Source organism: Paenibacillus ihuae, assembly GCF_001368795.1.
Taxonomy (GTDB): Bacteria; Bacillota; Bacilli; order Paenibacillales; family Paenibacillaceae; genus Paenibacillus_AQ; species Paenibacillus_AQ ihuae.
In genome coordinates this window covers 41193-62476 of sequence record NZ_LN831208.1, presented here as the reverse complement: position 1 = coordinate 62476, position 21284 = coordinate 41193, and the positions used below count along the sequence as shown (strand labels likewise).

The window sequence follows — 21284 nt, the reverse complement described above, 5'->3', positions numbered from 1 at the left end:
ATTCGAGCTGCAGCGCAGGCTCGAAGAGAAGGGCATTGTGCCGGAGATGAGCGACGACCGGCACGTAGTGCTTGCCTTCAGCCTCGGCTCGAAGGCTGAGGATACATTCACGCTGCTGGCCGCGCTGCGGGAAATAGACGCCGAAATGGCGGCGGTTGGCCTTTCTAATCTGAGCGCGGCAGCTGAACCGTTCTCCCGTTCTCCTTCCTTGAATGAGGCAGAGGACAATCTATCTCCATCCGCTGAAGTTTCCACGTGGAACAATTCTATTAAATCGCTTATTTCACAGCCGGTGACGTTTTCCCTGAAGCCGGTGACAGCAGGCGAAACCGAAAGCATACCCCTCGAATACAGTGTAGGGAGAGTAGCGGCAGAGATGGTAATCCCTTATCCGCCTGGCATTCCGCTCTTGTATCCGGGAGAAGTCATAAGTGAAGCAGCATGCAGAAGGCTGGCAGCACTCCGTCAGGGAGGGGCTAAGTTTCAGGCCTGCGCAGACCCCGCCTTACGGCGTATAGTGGTTTACAACAATATGAAGGGCGGAGAAGTATAAGTGGGACGTGAAGGTTTTTTCATTACTTTGGAGGGAGGCGATGGCTCAGGAAAAACAACTGTGCTGGGCAGGGTAGCCGCTTATCTGCAGAATCACTCCATGCCTTATATCATTACCCGCGAACCGGGGGGCATTGAAATCGCCGAGAAGATCCGCTCCATTATTCTTGACCCTACCCATACGGCGATGGATGCGCGGACGGAAGCGCTGCTCTATGCGGCTGCAAGAAGCCAGCATTTGGCGGAGGTAGTTGAGCCGGCACTAAAAGAAGGCCTTACGGTGCTTTGCGACCGTTTTGTCGACAGCAGCCTGGTCTATCAGGGCTTTGCACGAGGCCTTGGAATCGAAAAAGTGCGGAGCATTAATGACTTTGCAACCGGAGGCCGCACACCGGATCTTACGTTTTACCTGGATGTAGAGCCGGAGGTAGGCCTCTCTAGAATTGCTGCCAATCAGGACCGCGAGGTTAACCGCCTTGATCTGGAGAGTCTTGCCTTCCATCAGAAGGTTCGTGAAGGCTATCAGCTGGTGACTCAGTCCGATCCTGGCCGTATTGTCGTTCTGGATGCCAATCGCCCGATCCATATGGTCGAGCAGGACATCGTGCATACGCTGAAAGAGCGGATATTAAAGGGTTTTTAAGGCATATTGTCTAATATATCTTAAGTGGGCAGCGTTATAGGTGAGTTATCTAACCAAACTTTTAGGAGGAATGCGAAGATGAAGCTAATCATTGCTATTATCCAGGACAAAGACAGTAACCGGTTGTCCAGTGAACTCGTCAAAGCCAATTTCCGTGCCACCAAACTGGCCAGTACAGGCGGATTCCTGCGGGCAGGCAATACAACATTTCTGATTGGTGTAGATGATAGCCAGGTTGAACCTGTGCTGAGTGTTATCCGTAATAGCTGCAAGGTGCGTGAGCAGCTGGTTACCCCGGTTACTCCGATGAGCGGAACGACGGATTCCTATTTGCCGCTTCCTGTAGAGGTACAGGTGGGCGGAGCTACAGTATTTGTACTGCCTGTCGATCGTTTTGAGCATTATTGAGCATACTAGAGTAAACGATAAGGGCGGTAGATACCATTGAAGATTAACCCGGGCTACAGGCCCTTAAAAAGTGAACTCCCGAACGCTGATGCGGAACGCAGGCCTATCCAGCAGAAGACGTTTAGCGATGTTTTTCAGCAGCAGGGACAGCAGAAAACCATTGATGAATTGAACCGCCAGATTAAAGATATTCAACAGCAAGGCGACCGGCTGGCTAAATCCATGACCGTCCGTGAGCTTGCGATATATAGAAATCTTATCAAACGTTTTCTGGAAGAAACGGCGCGGCGCGGCGTTATTCTCAAGGAGACAAAGGGCTGGGACCGCCGCGGCCGTGGCAAACGTTACAAGCTGCTGGAGGAGATTGACGCGGCACTCTTGAATTTGGCCGATGAGCTGCTGGAGAGCGAGCAGGGCCGGATTGATCTGCTGGGGCGTGTTGGAGAAATCCGCGGTATGCTGATTAACCTTTCTTTCTAAAAGAAGTTGGAGGAATTTATGCCTTTTCATGATATATTAGGCCAGGAGGATGCCAAACGCCTGCTGCAGAATGCACTGCGCAAGGATGCAGTCAGTCATGCGTATTTGTTCACCGGCCCAGCCGGAAGCGGACAGATGTCAACTGCACTCATGTTTGCCCAGGCGATATTTTGCACAAAGCTTAAGGATGATGCCTGCGGAGAGTGCCTGGAATGCCGCAAAGTAGAGCATGGCAACCATCCCGATCTGACTTTACTCAAGCCTGACGGGGCAAGCATTAAGATCGATCAGATCCGTGAGCTGCAGCGTGTTTTTTCCTACCGGTCTGAAGGAGTTAACCCAAAGGTTTACATTATAGAGGGAGCGGACAAAATGACGGTGCAGGCCGCCAACAGTCTGCTTAAGTTTTTGGAGGAGCCGCCTGCTCCGGCAGTCGGTATTCTGATCTCCGATAACAGCAGTTCCCTGCTTCCAACCATCCAGTCGAGAACCCAGCGCATCCCTTTCAGCCCGCTGCATCCTGATATTATGCTTCAGGCTTTGTCAGGGGAGGGGGTTCCGGTACCGCTGGCACGGTGTGCAGTATCACTGACTTCAGGGCTCGACGGCTGCAGGGAACTTTTGGCACAGAATTGGTTTGCAGAAATGAGAAATCTAGTGTTACAATTAGCAAAGGAGTCTATGGGCAAAAGCAGCTCTGCAGTGGCAACAGCCGGACAGAAGCTGTTCAAGACCGGGCTCGGTGAACATTTGGATACTCTTTTTAGCATGTTCCATCTTTGGTTTAAAGATATGCTCTACTTCCTGTACCGAAGACACGAAAGCATCGTTTTCATAGATCAGTTAGACTTTATTTCCAGACATGCCCGTCAGCGGAGTACGGAGCAATGGGTGGCTTATATGGAATTCGCAGCGGAGAGTAGTCGCAGGCTCCGTTCTAATGCTAACGCCCAATTGTGTCTGGAGCAGTTTTTAATCCGATTGGAAAGTTGAAGACTTAGTTGTGATATCATCCTCCGGATCAACGCTTCAGCCTGGAAGTATGGGTTTAACGGATAAGGAAGGACAAGCATCGATCACCAGGGAGCGGATTTGCTTAAGGGTTCCTTTTACCGGCAAACAAGGGGGTTAATTTTTGTACAGCGTAGTAGGCGTCCGCTTTAAAAAGGCGGGTAAAATATATTATTTCGATCCACTTGATTTCCCGATTGAACGTGATCAATGCGTTATTGTGGAGACGGCAAGAGGGGTAGAATACGGTAGAGTTGTCGTTGGCAAAAAAGAGGTGCAGGAAGCCGATGTTGTATTACCTCTCAAAAAAGTCATGCGGATCGCCGGGGAAACCGACGCACGTGTGGTGGAGGAGAACAAAGGTGCAGCAAAGGACGCTTTCACCACCTGTTTAAATAAAATCCGCGATCATGGCCTCAAAATGAAGCTGGTGGATGTAGAATTCACGTTTGACCGCAACAAGATCATATTTTATTTCACCGCCGAGGGCCGCGTCGATTTCCGCGAATTGGTCAAGGACCTGGCGAGTATATTCCGTACCCGTATCGAGCTGCGTCAGATCGGTGTACGCGATGAAGCCAAGATGCTGGGTGGACTTGGACCTTGCGGGCGGGTGCTGTGCTGCTCCTCCTGGCTTGGGGATTTCGAGCCGGTATCAATAAAAATGGCTAAAGATCAGAATCTTTCGCTCAATCCGACCAAAATCTCCGGTTTGTGCGGACGGCTGATGTGCTGCCTGAAGTTTGAGCATGATAATTACGAAAGTACAAAAGAAGAAATGCCGGCGGTAGGCAAAATCGTCGTAACCTCATTGGGCGACGGTAAAGTAGTAGGAATTAATGCCGGAAACCGCACGGTCCATGTGCAGTTGTTCGAAGTGGGCAAAGTTAAGGAACTTCCAATGGATGATGTTGTCGTCAAGTAAACCATATAAGGTTACTTTCGGGGTGGAAACTTGGAGAAGATAAATATATTTGCACACATGCAGGAGATGGAAGCGCAGATGGAAACGATGCGCGCAAGTCTCGGAGATTGGAAACAGACGGTTAAGGAATTAATGGAGGCCAATCAAAGGCTCAGTCTGGAAAATGAACAGCTCCGCAAAATATTGAAAAGGGACACACCTTTGGATCCCGCCGTGGATACGGCAGAGGCGGAAGCACTTTTGGCTGCCAGTGAAGGAACAGAGGAGGTTGTCGGGGAAGGTTACGATAACCTGGCCCGGTTGTATCACGAAGGCTTTCACATCTGTAATGTCTATTTCGGGCATTTGCGTACAGAGGGTGATTGTCTGTTCTGTCTTTCTTTTCTTAATAAATAAGGATATCCAGCCGTAGGAGATTTACGCCTACGGTTTTTTTGAATTTCTAACAAACGTTTAGGAGATTACAATGACGAATTCTTATAATGAATTGCCTGTGCCGCTGCTTCCCTCAGAGCGGGTTGATGACTTATTGACTCATGATTTGCGGATTATTCAGAGTGATGAGGTATTTAGCTTCTCCATGGATGCCGTATTGCTTGCCCGTTTCGCCAGTATCCCGCCACGGGGCAGAGTGCTGGATTTGTGTACCGGGAATGGGGTAATCCCCATGCTGCTCACCACACGCACTAAAGCTTCTATAGAAGGGATTGAACTCCAGCCCCGTCTGGCTGATATGGCCCGGCGCAGTGTTGCTATGAACGGACTGGAGGAGCGGGTAACTATTCATGAGGGGGATTTGCGCGAGCTGCATACGGTCGCAGGGTACGGTGTATACGATGCGATCACGGTTAATCCGCCTTATATGCCGCTTAACGGAAGTGATCTTAAATTGAATACACATCAGGCTATGGCCCGCCACGAGATCGGCTGTACTCTGGAAGAGGTGATTCAGGCTTGTGTCCGGCTGGTGCGTACCGGGGGCAAGGTAAGTATGGTTCATAAACCCCAGCGTTTAGTGGATATTATAAGTCTGATGAGACAATACCGGCTGGAGCCGAAGCTGATCCGTTTTGTCCATCCGCGGGCACATCTGGAGGCGAATATGGTATTGATTGAAGCTGCACGTGATGGGAAACCAGAGGTGCGTTTACAACCTCCGCTCATCGTATATAATGAGGACAATCAATACTGTTCAGAAATAATGGATATTTACTATGGAAACAAAGAAGGGTAACCACCAATGACGATAACATGCCAAAGCAGCTTTCAAAGAAACCATGAAACAGATAAACCGGAAGGAAGCGGGTGTCTGTACCTGGTTGCTACACCGATCGGTAATCTGGAGGACATGACTTATCGCGCGGTGCGGACTTTGCAGGAATGCGAGATTATTGCGGCTGAGGACACGAGACAGACACGCAAACTGCTGAGCCATTTTGAAATAACACCTTCGATGCTATTCAGTTACCATGAGCATAATAAGGGAGCCAGCGGCCCTGAATTGATACGGTATATAATAGAAGGAAAAAATCTGGCCCTTGTCAGCGATGCAGGTCTTCCGGCCATTTCGGACCCTGGTGCAGACCTGGTTGCCCTCGCCGTCAGCCATGGAATTCCGGTCATTCCGATCCCAGGAGCTAACGCAGCACTGTCAGCTTTGATTGCGTCCGGACTGCCGACTGCCAGCTTCACCTTTATTGGTTTCCTGCCGAGAGAACGCAAGGATATCCGTGCGGTATTATCCGGTCTCCGTGCCGTACAAGGAACCCTGTTGTTCTATGAATCCCCGCATAGGGTAGCTAAGACATTAGTCCACCTGCAGGAGGCATTCGGCAACCGCAGGGTGGTTCTAGCCCGTGAGCTGACAAAAAGATATGAGGAGTTTCTGCGCGGAACCATTGAGGAATGTATAGCCTGGCTGTCGGAGCATCCGCCGCTTGGTGAATATGTTGTAGTGGTTGAGGGAGAGAGCAAGGAAGAAGCAGAGATTGCGGAGTCCTCCTGGTGGCGTGAGCTGAGTATAGAGCAGCATGTGGAGCACTATGAAAATTCGGGGCTCGCCCGCAAGGAAGCTATGAAAAAAGCAGCCTCCGACCGTGGACTGGCCAAGCGGGATATTTATAACGCATTGCTGGAGCGGGAATAAGAAGTTATTACAGCAATTGATAATCGGCTTGAATATAAGGAGTAATTGTATTTTCTACATTTAATTGGAGTGAATTATTCCTTATATTGGTTTAAGATGTATTTTGTACATTTATATTTATGGAAAAAGGATAGTAACGAGGAATGAACTGGTTATAATTGTATGAAATACAACTAAAATATTATTTCTAACGATATGGTATGAAATAACTGCAGAGAATGCATTTAGTCAATTTCCCCAAATGTGAAAGGAAAGGCTCTGAGGGCGTGCCCGAGAAAGGGCCGGTCTCCCGTCAACCGCCTGATGGTGGCAAAAAAAATACCTCCCGCATAACGGGAGGCCAAGGAGATATAAAAAGGTTAGAATTAACAATTTGATTAGTTCTTATTATACCCTATTTATATTAATTTGTCACAGGGGTAGGGATAGCAGAAATGCATTCATGACAAACAATTTTTCCTTTGAAATAGGTTACGTTCTCGGCGTTGCCGCAGAAGATGCAGGCAGGCTCGTATTTCTTAAGCATGATCCGCTCACCGTCCACGTAAATTTCGAGCGCATCTTTTTCTCCAATGCCAAGTGTACGGCGCAATTCAATCGGAATAACAACCCGTCCAAGCTCGTCTACTTTTCTTACAATTCCAGTTGATTTCATCATTTCAATCGTTGCTCCTCTCAAAGTTCCAAAACGTCATTATTCGACATTGTTCACCGTTTTATGATACTTATAATACCAACCATTCCCAAAACAGTCAACCTTTTTTCAGGTGAATTTTAAGGAGTTTTTTTTAAAGAACTTTTGTACCGCCTGCGATTAGGACGATTTGATGAATAAGTACCAAAAAAAGATTTGTCGATTTGTAAATAGTTTAATTGTCATTATTCGACAAAGTGCGACATAATTCATTATTATACGCTATGTTCCAGCCCGTTTCGAACAAAATGAATTCAAAGGAGTTGATCTCATGAAGCAACTGCTGTCAGAAGAGAAGGTTTTCAAGGATCCGGTTCACAATTATGTCCACGTGCAGGAAACCATTATTTGGAGGCTGATTAATACCAGGGAATTTCAGCGTCTGCGGCGGATCCGCCAGCTTGGCACCTCATATCTTACTTTTCATGGTGCGGAGCACAGCCGGTTCTCGCATTCGCTTGGAGTCTATGAAATAACACGGCGGATTATTTCCCAGTTTGAACGGAGCGGGTATAAGGATTGGATGCCGGAGGAAAGTCTGCTCACCCTGTGTGCCGCGTTGCTGCATGATTTGGGGCATGGACCGTTCTCCCATTCTATAGAAGAAGCCTTCGAGATGAACCATGAGGACTGGACCTGCCGGATCATTCTGGAGGATACGGAAATTACAGCGATACTGAAGGATGTATCAGAGAATTTTCCGGAAAAAGTGGCATCGGTAATCTCCAAAACCTATGAGCATGAGATTGTTGTCAATCTGGTGTCAGGACCGCTTGATGCGGACCGGATGGATTACCTGCTGCGTGATGCATACTACACCGGAGTCAACTACGGGACAATCGATATTGACCGGATTCTTAGAATGCTGCGGCCTTATGACGGCAGGGTAGTAGTTAAAGAATCGGGCATGCATGCGATTGAGGATTATTTGATGTCCCGCTACCAAATGTATTGGCAGGTGTATTTCCACCCGGTTACCCGCAGCTCGGAGATTATTTTGCGGCAGATTTTACGCAGGGCGAAGGAGCTGTTTAAGAACGGCTATACCTTTGGATTCATGATTGAGCCTTTAAGTGATTTATTCAGGGGTGAAGTGACCGTAGAGCAATATCTGCTGCTGGATGAAGCGATGATTCAGACGGCTTTTATGCAGTGGACATTGGAAGCGGATGAACTGCTGAGCGACTTGTGCGGCCGTTTTATTCATCGTAAACTGTATAAATATGTAGAGATGGAGAATCTTGATTCCGAGACGATTGACGAAATCCGCCGCAGTTTTGCGGGAGCCGGACTGAATGCAGAGTATGACCTGGAAATCGATTTTCCAACGGATCTTCCCTATGATGTATTCCGTCCCGGGGACGCTTTTGACAGCAAGCAGATACTGCTGCTCGACCGTCATGACAAGCTAAGGGAAATCTCGGAGGTATCGGATATTGTACGCTCCATCAGCGGGATTCACCGCGGCAGATATCACCTGTATTTTCCGCAGGATAAGCTGCAGAAAGCACTTTTACAGCTGCCGCCTTCTGTAGCAGGGATTTTTGCAAAGTAATACAAAAAAAGTTGGAATTCATCATAGAAATGATGACGGGAAGGAAGCTGCATTATGCAATTATTTGACACCCATACCCATTTAGATGCTCCGCAATTCGACGAGGACCGCGAACAGGTAATCGCGCGGGCGCTGGAAGCCGGAGTGACCAAAATGATCAATATCGGATTTAACCGGGAAACGATTCCAACGACCATGAAATTGGCTGAGACTTATGATTATATTTATGCAGCCGTCGGATGGCATCCGGTGGACGCCATTGACATGAAGGACAGGGACCTGGAATGGATCGCTTCGTTATGCAGCCATCCCAAAGTAGTCGCTATCGGTGAAATCGGACTGGATTACTACTGGGATACCTCCCCCAAAGAGGTACAGCAGGAAGTACTCCGTAAGCAAATCGGGCTGGCCCGGGAACTGGGAATGCCGATCTGTATTCATAACCGGGATGCCCATGAGGATGTGGTACGGATTCTGCGTGAAGAGAAAGCAAACGAGGTCGGCGGAGTAATGCACTCTTTCTCCGGCAGCTGGGAAACCGCCAAAATGTGTCTGGATCTTGGCTTCCATTTGTCCTTCGGCGGGCCCATTACTTTCAAGAATGCAAGGGTTCCCAAAGAGGTGCTTGAGAAGACTCCGCTGGACCGTCTGCTGATTGAAACGGACTCGCCTTATTTGACCCCGCATCCCTTCAGAGGGAAGCGGAATGAGAGCGGTTATGTAAAGCTGGTAGCAGAAGCAGCGGCGGAAATAAAAGGGATTGATTTACAGGAATTGGCGGAAATTACGTATGCGAACGCACTGGAACGATTTGGGATTGTCTGAAATCGGGAGGAAAACCGGTGAAAAAAGAAGTATAGCCGATATATTAAACTTTTTTAATCTTAAAATGGCTGATTATTACAATATTTTAACCATATTTCTGCGTAAACGTGGTTGAATCGTCCTTTACAACATGCATCAAAACAGGATATCATCTTTTCAGTGCAGTGAGCTGTTGTAACTGTGACAGTCACTGATTCATGGATCGTCTCGCTGAGTCTCCGTATGGAGAACGGGGGAACCAATATTGCACTGCCGCATGAACGTACATAGAGTACAGCACAGAAATGCCGCAGACATTATTTGATTTCTTTATGTGGTCTCGGGGTGAATTTGAGGGCAACCGCCGTGAGCGGGTGACCTGAGATAGGGCGTCTCTCTTATGCCCGAACCCGACAGCTAACCTCGTAAGCGCCAGTAAGAGAGGAAACCTCGTGCATAAACATTCTCGCGTATTCTGACATCCGGAGAAGCCACGAAAGAGTCCTCTATGAACTCTTTTTAGGCTTCTTTTGTTTTGAATAATGTGAATGTCCCCAGCATACTGTTATATAACAGGTGATCTGGAGCTGCTATGCCGAGCAGGCGATCCATGAGCAGGAAACGCTGAAGCAATGCGGGCGTATCCTGTTGCAATCTCAAACTTAGTTTCGTCTGAAATCATTCAGTCTACTTAGATAAACTACTTGGACGACGGGGCTATGTAAGGAGGATGGAGAGAGTGGGCGTATTCCAACCAGAGGTATCCCATGATTCGCAATCATCCAGCAGGTCTTTCGCATTACGGTGGAAGCAAGTGAATCCTCGCGTACTTTCGCTTGCAGGTGTGGTATCAATTGTTATCGCGCTGTTTATTCTGCTGTACGTACACGGTCAAGGCAACAAAGTTATAAATTTAGTAATAGACGGTGAAGTACTGACGCTGGAGACGCGTGAAGCGCTGCTTAGCGACGTGCTGGCAAAAGAACAAATTTCGCTGCTGCCGCATGATGAAGTATCCATTGGCCTTAGTGATGAAATACAAGACGGCGACCGTGTCGTAATTACCCGAGCGCAGAAGCTCACGCTTACTGCAGATGGTACAACCAAAACGCTGTACACCACTGAGGATAAACTCGGTGAGGCTATCCAAAAACTAGGCTATAGCCTGGAAAGCAATGACAAGATTTTCCCTTCGCTTGAAACCGCAGTTTCACCCGGCATGGAAGTCAAGATTGTACGTGTCACCAAACAAACGGTGGAACGGACCGTAAGCTTGCCTTTCCGGGTCATCAAAACCGCAGACCCTTCCCTGTATAAGGGAGACGTAAGAGTGGCACAGGCAGGCAAACCAGGCGCGATCATCCAGCATATCGAGAAGACTTATCAGGACGGTAAGCTGGTATCGATGAGCATGGTCGGCAAGGAAGTTCAGACGGTTACCAAAGACAAAGTTATTGCCGTTGGAACTAAGGCACTTCCCAAAGCTACTGTAGCTGCAGCAACTTCCACCAAAAAAACTACCTCCAGTTCAGCCAAAACTACTGCAGCAAGCAACGTCGTGCATAAGGCAGGCGTAGATTTTGAGTATAAGAGAATGATCAAAAATGTCTCCATGACCGCCTATTCATCCGAAGAGCCGGGAATTGGAACAAGAACAGCTTCCGGAACACGCGTAACCGAAGGCCGTACTATTGCTGTTGATCCGGATGTAATACCTATCGGCTGGTGGGTGTACATTGAGGGATTAGGGTTTCGCCGTGCAGAGGATACAGGCGGTGCCATCAAAGGCAACAAGATCGATGTATACTACGATTCACTGAGTAACGCCCGTAATTTCGGCCGGAAATCCCGTACGATCTATGTGATCGGACCTGTGAAGCCGGAGCTGAATTAAGGCGGCTGTATTTTGCAAATTAGTGATTAATAAGATATAGTGAGGGTAGCACTTTACGAACGGGCTAGCTCATCACTTATACATTCTTTAGCCAAAAAGAAGAGGAGCGAATCCTCTTCTTTTTGTGTTTCATTGGAAGGAGCGGAACGATGATCAGGGAATTAATTGTGGTGGAAGGCAAAAGTGATACGGTAGCCGTTAAACGGGCGGTAGAGGCCGATACGATAGAGACGGGCGGATCCGCAGTAGACGGCAAGGTCATTGCCAAAATAGCGCTGGCGATGGAGCGCAGGGGGGTTATAATCCTCACGGATCCTGACCATGCTGGAGAACGCATACGCAAGATTGTTTCGTCCAAGGTGCCGGGCTGCAAGCATGCCTTTATACCGGAGAAGGATGCTACCCGAAAAGGCGATATCGGAGTAGAGAATGCTTCGCCAGAGGCGATTCGTCATGCACTTGAGCATGTGCATACCTCCTTTGAGGGGGCACCTGCTCTGATCGGGGTTGACGATCTGATGGCAGCCGGAATGCTGGTGCATCCGGCGGCGGCAGAACGGAGAATGGCACTCGGCAATGTGCTGGGCATTGGCTACTGCAACGGCAAGCAGCTTTTCAAGCGGCTGGCGATGTTTGGTATTACGCGGGAGGAATTCGAAGCGGCCCTCGCGCAAATTGATCAGGGAGGCATTACTACATGAGCGGACATGAGAATATCTCATCCCCAACACGGACCAAGGAAATTATTCAGCGCTACGGATTTTCGTTCAAAAAAAGCTTGGGTCAGAACTTTCTGATCGACCAGAATATTCTGGATAAAATTGTGGACGCCGCGGGGCTTAGCGCTTCGTCAGGCGCTTTGGAGATCGGCCCGGGGATTGGCGCGTTAACAGAGAGGCTTGCCAAGGAGGCAGGGGCGGTTACTGCGGTGGAAATTGACCGCCGTCTGATCCCGATCCTGCGGGATGTGCTGGCTGCTTATCCGCATGTCAAGGTGCGTAATGACGATGTGCTGAAAGTGAATCTGCAGGAGCTGTTTGCTGAAGATTTCGCTGCCGTGGAGAAAGTTAGTGTTGTTGCCAATTTGCCGTATTATGTGACGACGCCTATCCTCATGAAACTGCTGGAGGAGAAGCTTCCACTTGATAATATTGTCGTCATGATCCAGAAGGAGGTTGCCGAGCGTATGGCAGCTTCCCCAGGCGGCAAGGAATATGGCAGCTTAAGCATTGCCGTGCAATATTACAGCGAGCCTGAGCTGGTATGCATTGTGCCGCGCACAGTGTTTATACCACAGCCGAATGTGGAGTCTGCGGTTATCCGCTTGAAGGTGCGGGAGCGTCCGCCGGTTGAGGTGGCCGATGAGAAGCATTTCTTCGAAGTGGTACAGGCATCGTTCACACAGCGGCGTAAGACGATTGCCAACAACCTTAAAGCCCGCTTCTTCCCGGGCGAAGGCCGGGAGCGCCTGGAGGCGCTGCTGGCTGAGGCTGAAATAGAGCCAACCCGCCGGGGGGAGACGCTCAGCATTGCCGAATATGCACGGCTAAGCGCTGTGCTGCTGGCTGCAGGAATTGCATAGGCTGACTGCAGCCAAGCCTGCTGTATTTTGAAAATACGCCTGTTTATGAACCAACCGTGACCTTTGCCCATACGATGGAGGTAGAGGTGGTGTTGTAATGAACTTAGGAGACTTGGTCGTTCGAAAATCATATGGCGGAGATGTGACTTTCCGGGTAGAAAACATAGTGCAGAACGCAGCCGTAATAAAAGGCACAGAATTCCGCCTGCTCGCGGATTCTCCCCTGGACGACTTGATTCAGGTGCCTCCAAGCCGTATTACGGAGCGGGGACAACAGGCACAGATCAAAGCCAAAGAATCGTTAACAAGGCTGCGCAAGGACCGGCAGGAGCAGAGCCAGCGCAGCGGGGAGAGTGCATTAGGCGGCTGGCCGCAGGCTCCCAAGGAAGCGCCCTATTTCGAGGTACCGGGCAAGGTCCTGCACCTGGACGGAGACGCGCTTTATTTGAGCAAAAGTCTGAGCTTATACGAACAGCTCCGGATTCCGGCAGAAGGTCATCATGTCCATGAATCAAAAATGGCGGAAACATTGTACCGGCTCCTGCCCCGTGTCCGTCCTGATATTGTAGTGATCACGGGCCATGACGGTGTGCTGAAGCAGTCGAATACTTATGATTTATACAGCCTGAACAGCTATAAAAATTCGCAGAATTTTGTGGCGGCGATCCGGGTGGCCCGGGAGTATGAGAGGAATTTTGATGCCCTGACGATTGTAGCGGGGGCCTGCCAGTCGCATTTCGAGGCTCTTCTGGGGACGGGCGCTAACTTTGCCAGTTCTCCGGGAAGAATTCTGATCCATGCACTGGACCCGGTGTATATTGCCGCCAAGGCATCCTTCACCTCCATCCGTGATACCGTGAATCTGGGGGATGTGCTAAACCATACCATCAGCGGCAATCAGGGAATGGGCGGGATTGAGACCAGGGGCAGCTTCCGGATCGGCATGCCGCGTCTGCAGAACCTGTCCACGTTAAAGGTTACACCTTCGGCTGTGTAGTAATAATTTATGGAATGACAGGAAGACAAGAGGGGAAGGATAAGCTTAATGCTGTCCTTCTCTTTTTGATATATCCGGAACGGACATGCAGTCTGCTGTTAACTTTTGGCGCAGTTGTTGCCGATAACAAGGGTGATTGACCGGAACTCTACTCTTCTAAAAAAATTCCGTTGACAACTATTTTAGCATCATCTATAATTATTTATTTACTTTGACAAAGTTTGTGAAAAGTTGTATAATGGACAAGGAAAGAGGTGGTCGTCAGGCAATGGCTAATAACGCGCTGTTGGAAATTAAACGCAGTCTTGAAGCTCACGTCGGTCATAAGATCACGTTACGGGCTAACGGTGGTCGTCGTAAAACCGTGGAACGTACCGGTGTCCTGGAAGATACGTACCCTTCTGTATTTATTGTCAAACTGGATCAGGAGCAGCAAACCTTCAAGCGTGTCTCCTATAGCTATGCCGATATACTTACCGAATCTGTGGAAATCACAGTTTGTGAAGATGATGGGCAGATGCGGATTATGTATATTAAAGCTTAAGTATCACAAGGCAGCCTTCCGGATGGGGGCTGTTTTTTTATTTGAATTTCTTTGCGGGGGTTGAATTGTCCCGAATGGCCAGCGGCCTGCAGCAGCATACTATAGGGGCAATAAGATCATCATCTATTACCGCAAGGGAGGAATTTCAGTACATGAGCCGCAGAAGACGAGGCATGATGTCAGAAGAACTGAAAACGGAGCTGGCCAAGGAGCTTGGCTTCTACGAAACGGTGGAACGGGACGGCTGGGGGGGAATCCGGGCACAGGATGCCGGGAATATGGTGAAGCGGGCCATTCAGCTTGCCGAGCAGGCTGCAAGGAAGTCGCCGCTGTAAGTCGCAGGCCAAAAGGGAAGCAGAGGGGGTACCGTCCTTGCGGCGGGGTCCCCTTTTTTTGCTTGTGGAATAAGAATTTATAAGCCATAAAGTATCCTTCTTTTACTCACAGAACTTTTGATCATGGACTTCGTTACAAGTTTCTCATATAATATGTTAAGTTGTTTTTACGGGAAAAGCTGAAGGTGGGTGAACGCCTTGAAAATGTATGAGAAAGCGCCGGCCAAGATCAATTTGATGCTGGACGTGCTTCACAAGCGCGCTGACGGTTTTCATGAGGTGGAAATGATTATGACCATGGTCGATCTCGCAGACCGTCTGGAGTTATCGGAGCTGAAGCGGGATTCGATTATAATATCAAGCCAGGCAGGATATATTCCGCTGGATGAGAAGAACTTGGCCTTTCAGGCGGCCAGGCTTATTAAAGACCGCTATAATGTGAAGAGCGGAGTACATATCCACCTGGATAAAAGAATTCCGGTCGCTGCCGGCCTGGCTGGCGGCAGCAGTGATGCCGCAGCTACGCTGCGCGGCCTGAACCGGCTCTGGCGCCTGAATATCCCGGCGCAGGAGCTGCAGGAACTGGGCGCCGAGCTTGGCTCGGACGTTCCATTCTGCGTCACAGGCGGAACTGCCCTGGCTACGGGCAGGGGGGAACGGCTGATGCCGATCCAGAATCCGCCGCAGTGCTGGGTTGTCCTGGCGAAGCCGCCGATCAATGTCTCGACGGCTGAAGTGTACGGACGTGTACGGTCCAATCAGATTGCCGTGCATCCGTCGGCGCTGCGCATGCAGGAAGCTATCGAAGCAGGCGATTTCGGGGCGGTGTGTGCGAACCTTGGCAACGTGCTGGAGGATGTGACCCTGAAGCTGCATCCGGAGGTTCAGCAGCTGAAGGAAGCCATGGTGAAGCTCGGCGCGGACGGGGTGCTGATGTCCGGCAGCGGACCTACTGTATTCGGGCTGGTCTCCAAGCAATCCAAGGTCGCGAGAATTTACAACGGGCTGCGCGGGTTCTGCAAGGAAGTCTATGCCGTGCGCTCCTTGAGCTAAGCGCTATTAATAATTTAATTATTCCCTGAAGAAACGGAATTACTGTCCCGGAAAGGACGGCAAAGCCGTTTCTTCTTGTATAATTCCGTACAAAAGTGATATTATTTTTAATAATATTCGGTTTTGGCGAGGAGCATTCCGTGAAAAAACTTAAAAGAAGCCAGCGTTTGGTTGATATGACCCAATTTTTACTTGAGAAACCGCATGATTTGCTGCCGCTGTCTACATTTGCTGACCGGTACGGAGCAGCGAAATCATCCGTCAGTGAAGATTTGGCTATTATAAAAGAGGTATTTGAGGGCGAAGGTATGGGCGAGCTGCAGACGCTGGCCGGTGCGGCAGGCGGAGTACGTTATATTCCGCGGATGCCCACCGATATGGCGTTAGCATTCGTAAATCACTTGTGCGGAGAACTTGAAAAGAGCGACCGGATTCTGCCCGGCGGCTATCTGTATATGTCAGACTTGCTTGGACTTCCCTCGGTAATGGAGCAGGCCGGCAAAATCATTGCAACGGCATTCTACGGCGTGGAGATCGATGTAGTGATGACAGTGGAGACCAAAGGGATTCCGCTCGCGTATGCAACAGCTGCGCAGCTGGGGCTGCCCGTAGTACTGGTACGCCGTGATCATCAGGTAACGGAGGGCTCGGCTGTAAGCATTAACTATGTGTCCGGCTCCCATAAGAGCATTCACACCATGTCATTGTCGAGACGGGCTTTGCGGGAGAAGTCACGGGTTCTGATCGTGGATGACTTCATGAAGGCCGGGGGCACCGTGCGCGGCATGGTGGATCTGCTCGGGGAGTTCAATGCGGAAGTGGCCGGGGTTGGCGTACTTGTCGAGTCAGGCGCTGTGGAGACGGAAGAACGTCTGCTGCATGACTACGTGTCGCTGGTAAAACTAACTGAGGTGGATTCCAAAGTACGGAGGATTTCAGCACATCCCGGCAACTATTTTTCCTCTTAGGCAAGACTGTTTACTCAGCTCCAGACTAGGGAGGAAAGTGTCGAAAACATGAGGAACCATTAGAAAACAGCACGAAGTGTGTCGAATTCAATGGTACTGCAAAAATAATCTTCTTCAACAGTCATTTTTTGGAATCAAAAAGAAGGAATTCGCTTTGCTGTGTGGAATTATACACCAAGTCTCTGATGGAAAAAGGTGGTGAACACACACATGCAAATTACGGATGTCAGACTCCGCCGCGTCAACTCTGAGGGGAGAATGAAAGCAATCGCATCCATTACAATCGATAACGAGTTTGTTGTTCATGACATTCGCGTCATCGATGGTAATAACGGGATGTTCGTTGCAATGCCCAGCAAGCGTACACCGGACGGTGAATTCCGCGACATCGCACACCCGATTTCTTCGGGAACACGCGAGAAGATTCAATCTGCGGTTCTGGCCGAGTACGATCGCGCCGCTACGGAAGAAGAAGAGGTCATCGAAGAGGGAGCATAAGTTAAAGCGCTGCCCTCTGATGAACGCCTGCCCTTTGCGGCGGCGTAAGGTCAAGCCGTTTTCAATTGGGGTTCGAAGAAAAGGGAACCATGGCTGCATGGTTCTCTTTTCTTTTTGCCCGGAATGAGATATATTCAGTAGTGAGCTAAAGAAGTAGGAGGTTGGCATTCTTGAAAAGAATGGCTGTTGTACTTGCTGCAGGTCAAGGCAAGCGCATGAAATCTAAATTATATAAAGTACTGCACCCCGTCTGCGGCAAACCGATGGTAGGGCATGTACTTGATACCGTAAAAGCGACCGGATGCGAGCGCAAGATTGTAGTAGTCGGACACGGCGCAGAGACTGTTAAAGCTTATATAGGCCAGAATGCTGAATATGTGCTGCAGGAAACGCAGCTGGGAACCGGTCATGCTGTGAAGCAGGCCAAGGATCTCCTCGGCGCTGAAGAGGGCACAACGATTGTCATTTGCGGAGATACACCGCTTATCACAGCCGAAACGCTTGAAGGACTGATGGCGCTGCATGAAGGACAGCAGGCGGCAGCAACAATCTTGACTGCTGTGATGGACCAGCCTGCGGGCTATGGACGGATTATCCGCAGTGAAGACGGCGGCGTGCTGAAGATTGTTGAACAGAAGGACTGCACAGCGGAAGAAGCTGCAGTAAACGAGATCAATACAGGTACCTATTGTTTTGATAACGCCAAGCTGTTTGCCGCACTTGAGCAGGTTAAGAACAATAACAACCAGCAGGAATACTATTTAACCGATTGTATCGGCATACTCCGGGCACAGGGTGATATCGTTTTGGGATATCAGGCTCATGACGCTGCGGAGTCTATTGGCGTTAACGACCGGCTGGCCTTGTCCGAGGTAGAGGGACACATGCGCCAGCGGATCAACAAGACTCATATGCTTAACGGGGTAACGATCATTGATCCTGCCTCCACCTATATCGAGGCTGATGTTGTCATTGGAGCAGATACGATTCTTTATCCGTCAACGCTGCTTAAAGGCAAGACCGTCATCGGGGAGAATTGCGTTATCGGGCCTTCCAGTGAAATTGAAGACTGCAAGATTATGGACGGAGCTTCAGTGAAGCAATCTGTGCTGAGCCAGGCAACCGTCGGCGCACGGACATCCGTTGGCCCATTCGCCTATTTACGTCCAGGCACGGTGCTTGGCGAAGAGGTCAAAATCGGCGATTTCGTTGAGGTCAAGAATGCCACGATTGGTGACGGCTCGAAGGTATCGCATTTAAGCTATATCGGCGATGCTTCAGTCGGTAAGAACGTAAATGTCGGCTGCGGTGCCATTACCGCCAATTACGATGGATTCAATAAAGCTATGACAACGATAGAAGATGACGCCTTTATCGGCAGCAATGTCAATCTGATTGCCCCGGTAACGGTCGGCAAGGGTGCTTTTGTTGTAGCGGGGTCGACCATCACACGCTCTGTTTCGGAGAATGATTTGGCTGTAGCCAGAGTAAGACAGGAGAACAAGCCGGGATATGCGGAGAAGATCCGTGCCCGCGCCAAAGCAAAGAAAGACCAGCTGTAGTCCATCGTAAAGGCCAATGCCAAGGCGCCGGACGAAGCTGAAGTTTTAAGCGCCGGCGCTGCTTGGAAGTTAAATTCCGTCACGGAGGGTTTATATTTTATGACTTATTGCGATTCCAAATTAAAGATTTTTACCTGCAACTCTAATCCTAAGCTGGCCAGTCAAATTGCCGACTATATCGGTATTCCGATGGGTGAATCCCACACCACGAGCTTCAGTGACGGAGAAATTCAGGTCAAGCTTTCGGAAAGTGTCCGGGGCTGTCATGTCTACATTGTTCAATCGACCTGTGGACCGGTCAATGACAACCTGATGGAGCTCCTGGTGATGGTAGACGCGCTCAAACGTGCTTCAGCCAAGAGCATCAACGTAGTTATTCCGTACTACGGATATGCGCGTCAGGACCGTAAGGCACGTTCCCGTGATCCGATTACGGCCAAGCTGGTAGCGAACCTGATTGAGAAGGCAGGCGCGCACCGTGTCATTACTATGGACCTTCATGCTATGCAGATTCAAGGCTTCTTTGATATTCCGGTGGATCATCTGCTGGGTGTTCCGATTCTGGCCCAGTACTTCCGCTCCAAACAGATCCAGAACCCGGTTGTAGTATCGCCGGACCATGGCGGTGTAGTACGGGCAAGAAAGCTTGCCGACTTCCTTAACGCTCCGCTGGCGATTATCGACAAGAGACGTCCGGAGCCGAATGTCAGCGAAGTGATGAATATCATCGGTAACATTGAAGGCAAGACGGCCATTCTGATCGATGATATTATCGATACAGCCGGAACGATTGTACTGGGGGCGAATGCCCTGATGGAAGGTGGCGTAAAGGAAGTGTATGCTTGCTGTACCCACCCTGTATTGTCCGGCCCTGCGCATGAACGTCTGGAGAACTCTCCAATCAAAGAAATTATCGTGACGGATACAATTCCGATCCGTAGCGACAATCCAACCTCCAAACTCAAAGTGTTGTCCGTGGCTCCACTGATGGGCGAGGCGATCATTCGCGTTCATGAGGAATTGTCGATCAGTAAACTGTTCGAGATCGAATAGGACAAGCAAGTGCGCTTTTAGTCCGAGTGCATAGAGCGCACTTTTCATATTAAAAAAAGGGTTACACCTCCGATGATGGAAGATGTAACCCTTGTCGGCGTATGCCGGCCCCTAGTACCCTGGACGGGAGATAAAGGTGAACAGGCCGCGGTTGTAAAGAGTGCCTTGCAATTCTACAAAACCCTCGTCCACGGCTGTCACTACACCGATAGCCACGAACACGTCGTCCTTGTAGATTTCGACAGGCACAGCATACTGAATGTGATACTGGAAGTGGCGCTGAAGCGTTAAGATATCGCCCTGATGTGGCATCGTTCATCACCTGTCTCTGGAGTATATAAAACTTATTGTACCAAAAACGCAACTCTTCTGCTAAGAGAGCAGATGGAAAGGATCGGCCGATCATGAAATGGATTGTTGGACTCGGGAATCCGGGAACACAGTATGCCAAAACAAGGCATAACGTCGGATTTATGGCGCTCGACGAGCTCGCAGCCCGGAATGGGATTACCTTTAACCAGAACAAATGCAAATCCGTAATTGGTGAAGGGGTTATCGGCGGAGTCAAAACCGTTTTGATTAAGCCCATGACTTTTATGAACCTGTCCGGAGAAGCAGTACGCGGCTATATGGAATATTATAAAGTAACGCTGGAGGACCTGATTGTGGTGTATGATGATCTGGATACCGAAATCGGCAAGATCCGGCTGCGTTATCAAGGCAGCGCCGGCGGCCATAACGGAATCAAATCAATCATCCAGCATACAGGCACCCAAACCTTCAACCGGGTGCGGATGGGCATTTCCCGTCCTGAGCCGGGTTTTGCTATAGTGGATTATGTGCTGTCTACCTTTCCTAAGAAGGATGGAGATAAGCTGAAGACGATGATTCTGGATACATGCGATGCCCTGGAGTTCAGTCTCCAGCATACATTTGAACAGACGATGGCCAAATTCAACGGCTAAAGGCGGAAGGCTCCGGCTCACGATTCCAGGCTAAACGCGCTCCGGCCGGGGCATACTGAAGGGTATATACTACCTTCAGGAGGCATATAGATGGCAATACACTACGTGTGCAGGCACTGCCGGACATTTCTGGGAAGCATCGACAGAAGCAGTACTACAGAAATGCAGCTGGGCCTTCACTCCTTAACCCCTGCGGAACGCAGAGATATCATAGCGTATGATTCAGACGGCGAAATCACGGTAAAGGTAACTTGCGATTATTGCAAGCAAGCCTTGGATAACAATCCCGAGCTCAGCCTGCTGTCCAGTCCGCTTCAGTAAGGTGGAAGCGCCTGTCTCTGTCGTCATCCGCAAGCCTTGGCTTTACGCTGAGGCTTGTTTTCGATTCCAATCATAATAGGTGACGGTGATTTCATAATTACCGTCAGCCTGTTCAGTAAGAGAGGTGTCTTTAGTTGTTACACGGTCTTATAGAAGCATTCTCCAAAGATCCTGATTTCCAATCTGTCACCCGTGGTGTCGCTGCAGGCATGAAGGAGCAGCTCATTTCGGGATTATCAGGCTCGGCCAGACAAATTATGCTGGCGGCGCTGCATGAAGAGACTGCACGCCCGC

26 protein-coding genes and 1 riboswitch are annotated in these 21284 nt (G+C 49.6%); of the genes, 24 read left to right on the top strand and 2 right to left on the bottom strand.

The window, feature by feature from the left end:
- The 9 genes from AQR02_RS30630 to rsmI form a co-directional block, all read left to right on the top strand.
- Nucleotides 1-553, top strand: a 553-nt coding sequence (locus AQR02_RS30630) for an Orn/Lys/Arg family decarboxylase (RefSeq protein ID WP_483414284.1), incomplete at its 5' end; no start/stop codon positions are given.
- Nucleotides 554-1195, top strand: a complete 642-nt coding sequence (gene tmk, locus AQR02_RS30625; protein ID WP_054944050.1) for a dTMP kinase — start codon at nt 554-556, stop codon at nt 1193-1195. It abuts the gene before it with no gap.
- A gap of 78 nt (nt 1196-1273) precedes the next feature.
- Nucleotides 1274-1603 carry a cyclic-di-AMP receptor gene (locus AQR02_RS30620; RefSeq protein ID WP_054944049.1) on the top strand — a complete coding sequence of 110 codons (330 nt, stop codon included), beginning with the start codon at nt 1274-1276 and terminating at the stop codon, nt 1601-1603.
- A gap of 36 nt (nt 1604-1639) precedes the next feature.
- Nucleotides 1640-2083, top strand: coding sequence for a YaaR family protein (locus AQR02_RS30615; protein WP_054944048.1), 444 nt, complete (start codon nt 1640-1642; stop codon nt 2081-2083).
- Between the two features lie 18 nt (nt 2084-2101).
- Nucleotides 2102-3076 carry a DNA polymerase III subunit delta' gene (gene holB, locus AQR02_RS30610; protein WP_054944047.1) on the top strand — a complete coding sequence of 325 codons (975 nt, stop codon included), beginning with the start codon at nt 2102-2104 and terminating at the stop codon, nt 3074-3076.
- Between the two features lie 142 nt (nt 3077-3218).
- Nucleotides 3219-4019 (top strand): PSP1 domain-containing protein, encoded by an 801-nt coding sequence (locus AQR02_RS30605; RefSeq protein WP_054944046.1) that lies wholly within the window; start codon nt 3219-3221, stop codon nt 4017-4019.
- Nucleotides 4020-4049: 30 nt separating this feature from the next.
- Entirely contained in the window at nt 4050-4415 is a 366-nt protein-coding gene (locus AQR02_RS30600; RefSeq protein ID WP_054944045.1) for an initiation-control protein YabA, read from the top strand.
- A 70-nt stretch (nt 4416-4485) separates the two neighbouring features.
- A complete protein-coding gene (locus AQR02_RS30595; RefSeq protein ID WP_054944044.1) occupies nt 4486-5253 on the top strand; it encodes a tRNA1(Val) (adenine(37)-N6)-methyltransferase in 768 nt (255 codons plus the stop codon).
- A gap of 6 nt (nt 5254-5259) precedes the next feature.
- On the top strand, nt 5260-6165 hold the full coding sequence (rsmI, locus tag AQR02_RS30590) for a 16S rRNA (cytidine(1402)-2'-O)-methyltransferase (RefSeq protein ID WP_054944043.1): 906 nt from the start codon (nt 5260-5262) through the stop codon (nt 6163-6165).
- 403 nt (nt 6166-6568) lie between these two features.
- Here rsmI and AQR02_RS30585 read toward each other — a convergent pair whose 3' ends face one another.
- The gene (locus tag AQR02_RS30585) at nt 6569-6823 is read right to left on the bottom strand and encodes an AbrB/MazE/SpoVT family DNA-binding domain-containing protein (RefSeq protein WP_019914502.1); all 255 of its coding nucleotides are present in this window, start codon (nt 6821-6823) and stop codon (nt 6569-6571) included.
- Nucleotides 6824-7130: 307 nt separating this feature from the next.
- On the opposite strand from AQR02_RS30585, the gene AQR02_RS30580 reads away from it, so the two are divergent.
- The 13 genes from AQR02_RS30580 (at nt 7131) to AQR02_RS30520 (ending at nt 19704) form a co-directional block, all read left to right on the top strand.
- Complete coding sequence (locus AQR02_RS30580; RefSeq protein WP_054944042.1) at nt 7131-8414, top strand: HD domain-containing protein; 1284 nt, start codon at nt 7131-7133, stop codon at nt 8412-8414.
- A gap of 54 nt (nt 8415-8468) precedes the next feature.
- Nucleotides 8469-9239, top strand: coding sequence for a TatD family hydrolase (locus AQR02_RS30575; RefSeq protein WP_054944041.1), 771 nt, complete (start codon nt 8469-8471; stop codon nt 9237-9239).
- A gap of 198 nt (nt 9240-9437) precedes the next feature.
- Nucleotides 9438-9665: riboswitch (cyclic di-AMP (ydaO/yuaA leader) on the top strand.
- A gap of 292 nt (nt 9666-9957) precedes the next feature.
- On the top strand, nt 9958-11112 hold the full coding sequence (locus AQR02_RS30570; protein WP_054944040.1) for a resuscitation-promoting factor: 1155 nt from the start codon (nt 9958-9960) through the stop codon (nt 11110-11112).
- A 149-nt stretch (nt 11113-11261) separates the two neighbouring features.
- On the top strand, nt 11262-11813 hold the full coding sequence (gene rnmV, locus AQR02_RS30565) for a ribonuclease M5 (protein ID WP_054944039.1): 552 nt from the start codon (nt 11262-11264) through the stop codon (nt 11811-11813).
- A complete protein-coding gene (gene rsmA, locus AQR02_RS30560) occupies nt 11810-12694 on the top strand; it encodes a 16S rRNA (adenine(1518)-N(6)/adenine(1519)-N(6))-dimethyltransferase RsmA (RefSeq protein WP_054944038.1) in 885 nt (294 codons plus the stop codon). The genes rnmV and rsmA overlap by 4 nt, the downstream gene beginning before the upstream one ends.
- Before the next feature lie 97 nt (nt 12695-12791).
- Nucleotides 12792-13691, top strand: a complete 900-nt coding sequence (yabG, locus tag AQR02_RS30555) for a sporulation peptidase YabG (RefSeq protein ID WP_054944037.1) — start codon at nt 12792-12794, stop codon at nt 13689-13691.
- 268 nt (nt 13692-13959) lie between these two features.
- The gene (gene veg / locus AQR02_RS30550) at nt 13960-14235 is read left to right on the top strand and encodes a biofilm formation stimulator Veg (protein WP_054944036.1); all 276 of its coding nucleotides are present in this window, start codon (nt 13960-13962) and stop codon (nt 14233-14235) included.
- Between the two features lie 152 nt (nt 14236-14387).
- Nucleotides 14388-14570, top strand: coding sequence for a small, acid-soluble spore protein, alpha/beta type (locus AQR02_RS30545; RefSeq protein WP_054944035.1), 183 nt, complete (start codon nt 14388-14390; stop codon nt 14568-14570).
- Between the two features lie 198 nt (nt 14571-14768).
- Nucleotides 14769-15623: a 4-(cytidine 5'-diphospho)-2-C-methyl-D-erythritol kinase gene (ispE, locus tag AQR02_RS30540; RefSeq protein WP_054944034.1), complete on the top strand. Its 855-nt coding sequence runs from the start codon at nt 14769-14771 to the stop codon at nt 15621-15623.
- Between the two features lie 140 nt (nt 15624-15763).
- Nucleotides 15764-16591, top strand: coding sequence for a pur operon repressor (gene purR, locus AQR02_RS30535; protein WP_054944033.1), 828 nt, complete (start codon nt 15764-15766; stop codon nt 16589-16591).
- A gap of 210 nt (nt 16592-16801) precedes the next feature.
- A complete protein-coding gene (gene spoVG, locus AQR02_RS30530; RefSeq protein WP_020425826.1) occupies nt 16802-17089 on the top strand; it encodes a septation regulator SpoVG in 288 nt (95 codons plus the stop codon).
- A gap of 170 nt (nt 17090-17259) precedes the next feature.
- On the top strand, nt 17260-18651 hold the full coding sequence (gene glmU, locus AQR02_RS30525) for a bifunctional UDP-N-acetylglucosamine diphosphorylase/glucosamine-1-phosphate N-acetyltransferase GlmU (RefSeq protein WP_054944032.1): 1392 nt from the start codon (nt 17260-17262) through the stop codon (nt 18649-18651).
- Nucleotides 18652-18750: 99 nt separating this feature from the next.
- Nucleotides 18751-19704 carry a ribose-phosphate diphosphokinase gene (locus tag AQR02_RS30520; RefSeq protein WP_054944031.1) on the top strand — a complete coding sequence of 318 codons (954 nt, stop codon included), beginning with the start codon at nt 18751-18753 and terminating at the stop codon, nt 19702-19704.
- Nucleotides 19705-19815: 111 nt separating this feature from the next.
- Here AQR02_RS30520 and AQR02_RS30515 read toward each other — a convergent pair whose 3' ends face one another.
- Complete coding sequence (locus AQR02_RS30515; RefSeq protein ID WP_054944030.1) at nt 19816-20016, bottom strand: hypothetical protein; 201 nt, start codon at nt 20014-20016, stop codon at nt 19816-19818.
- A gap of 92 nt (nt 20017-20108) precedes the next feature.
- On the opposite strand from AQR02_RS30515, the gene pth reads away from it, so the two are divergent.
- Together pth and fin are read left to right on the top strand one after the other, a co-directional pair.
- The gene (pth, locus tag AQR02_RS30510; RefSeq protein WP_054944029.1) at nt 20109-20669 is read left to right on the top strand and encodes an aminoacyl-tRNA hydrolase; all 561 of its coding nucleotides are present in this window, start codon (nt 20109-20111) and stop codon (nt 20667-20669) included.
- A gap of 90 nt (nt 20670-20759) precedes the next feature.
- Nucleotides 20760-20990, top strand: a complete 231-nt coding sequence (gene fin, locus AQR02_RS30505) for an anti-sigma-F factor Fin (RefSeq protein WP_054944028.1) — start codon at nt 20760-20762, stop codon at nt 20988-20990.
- The last annotated feature ends 294 nt before the right edge of the window (nt 20991-21284 follow it).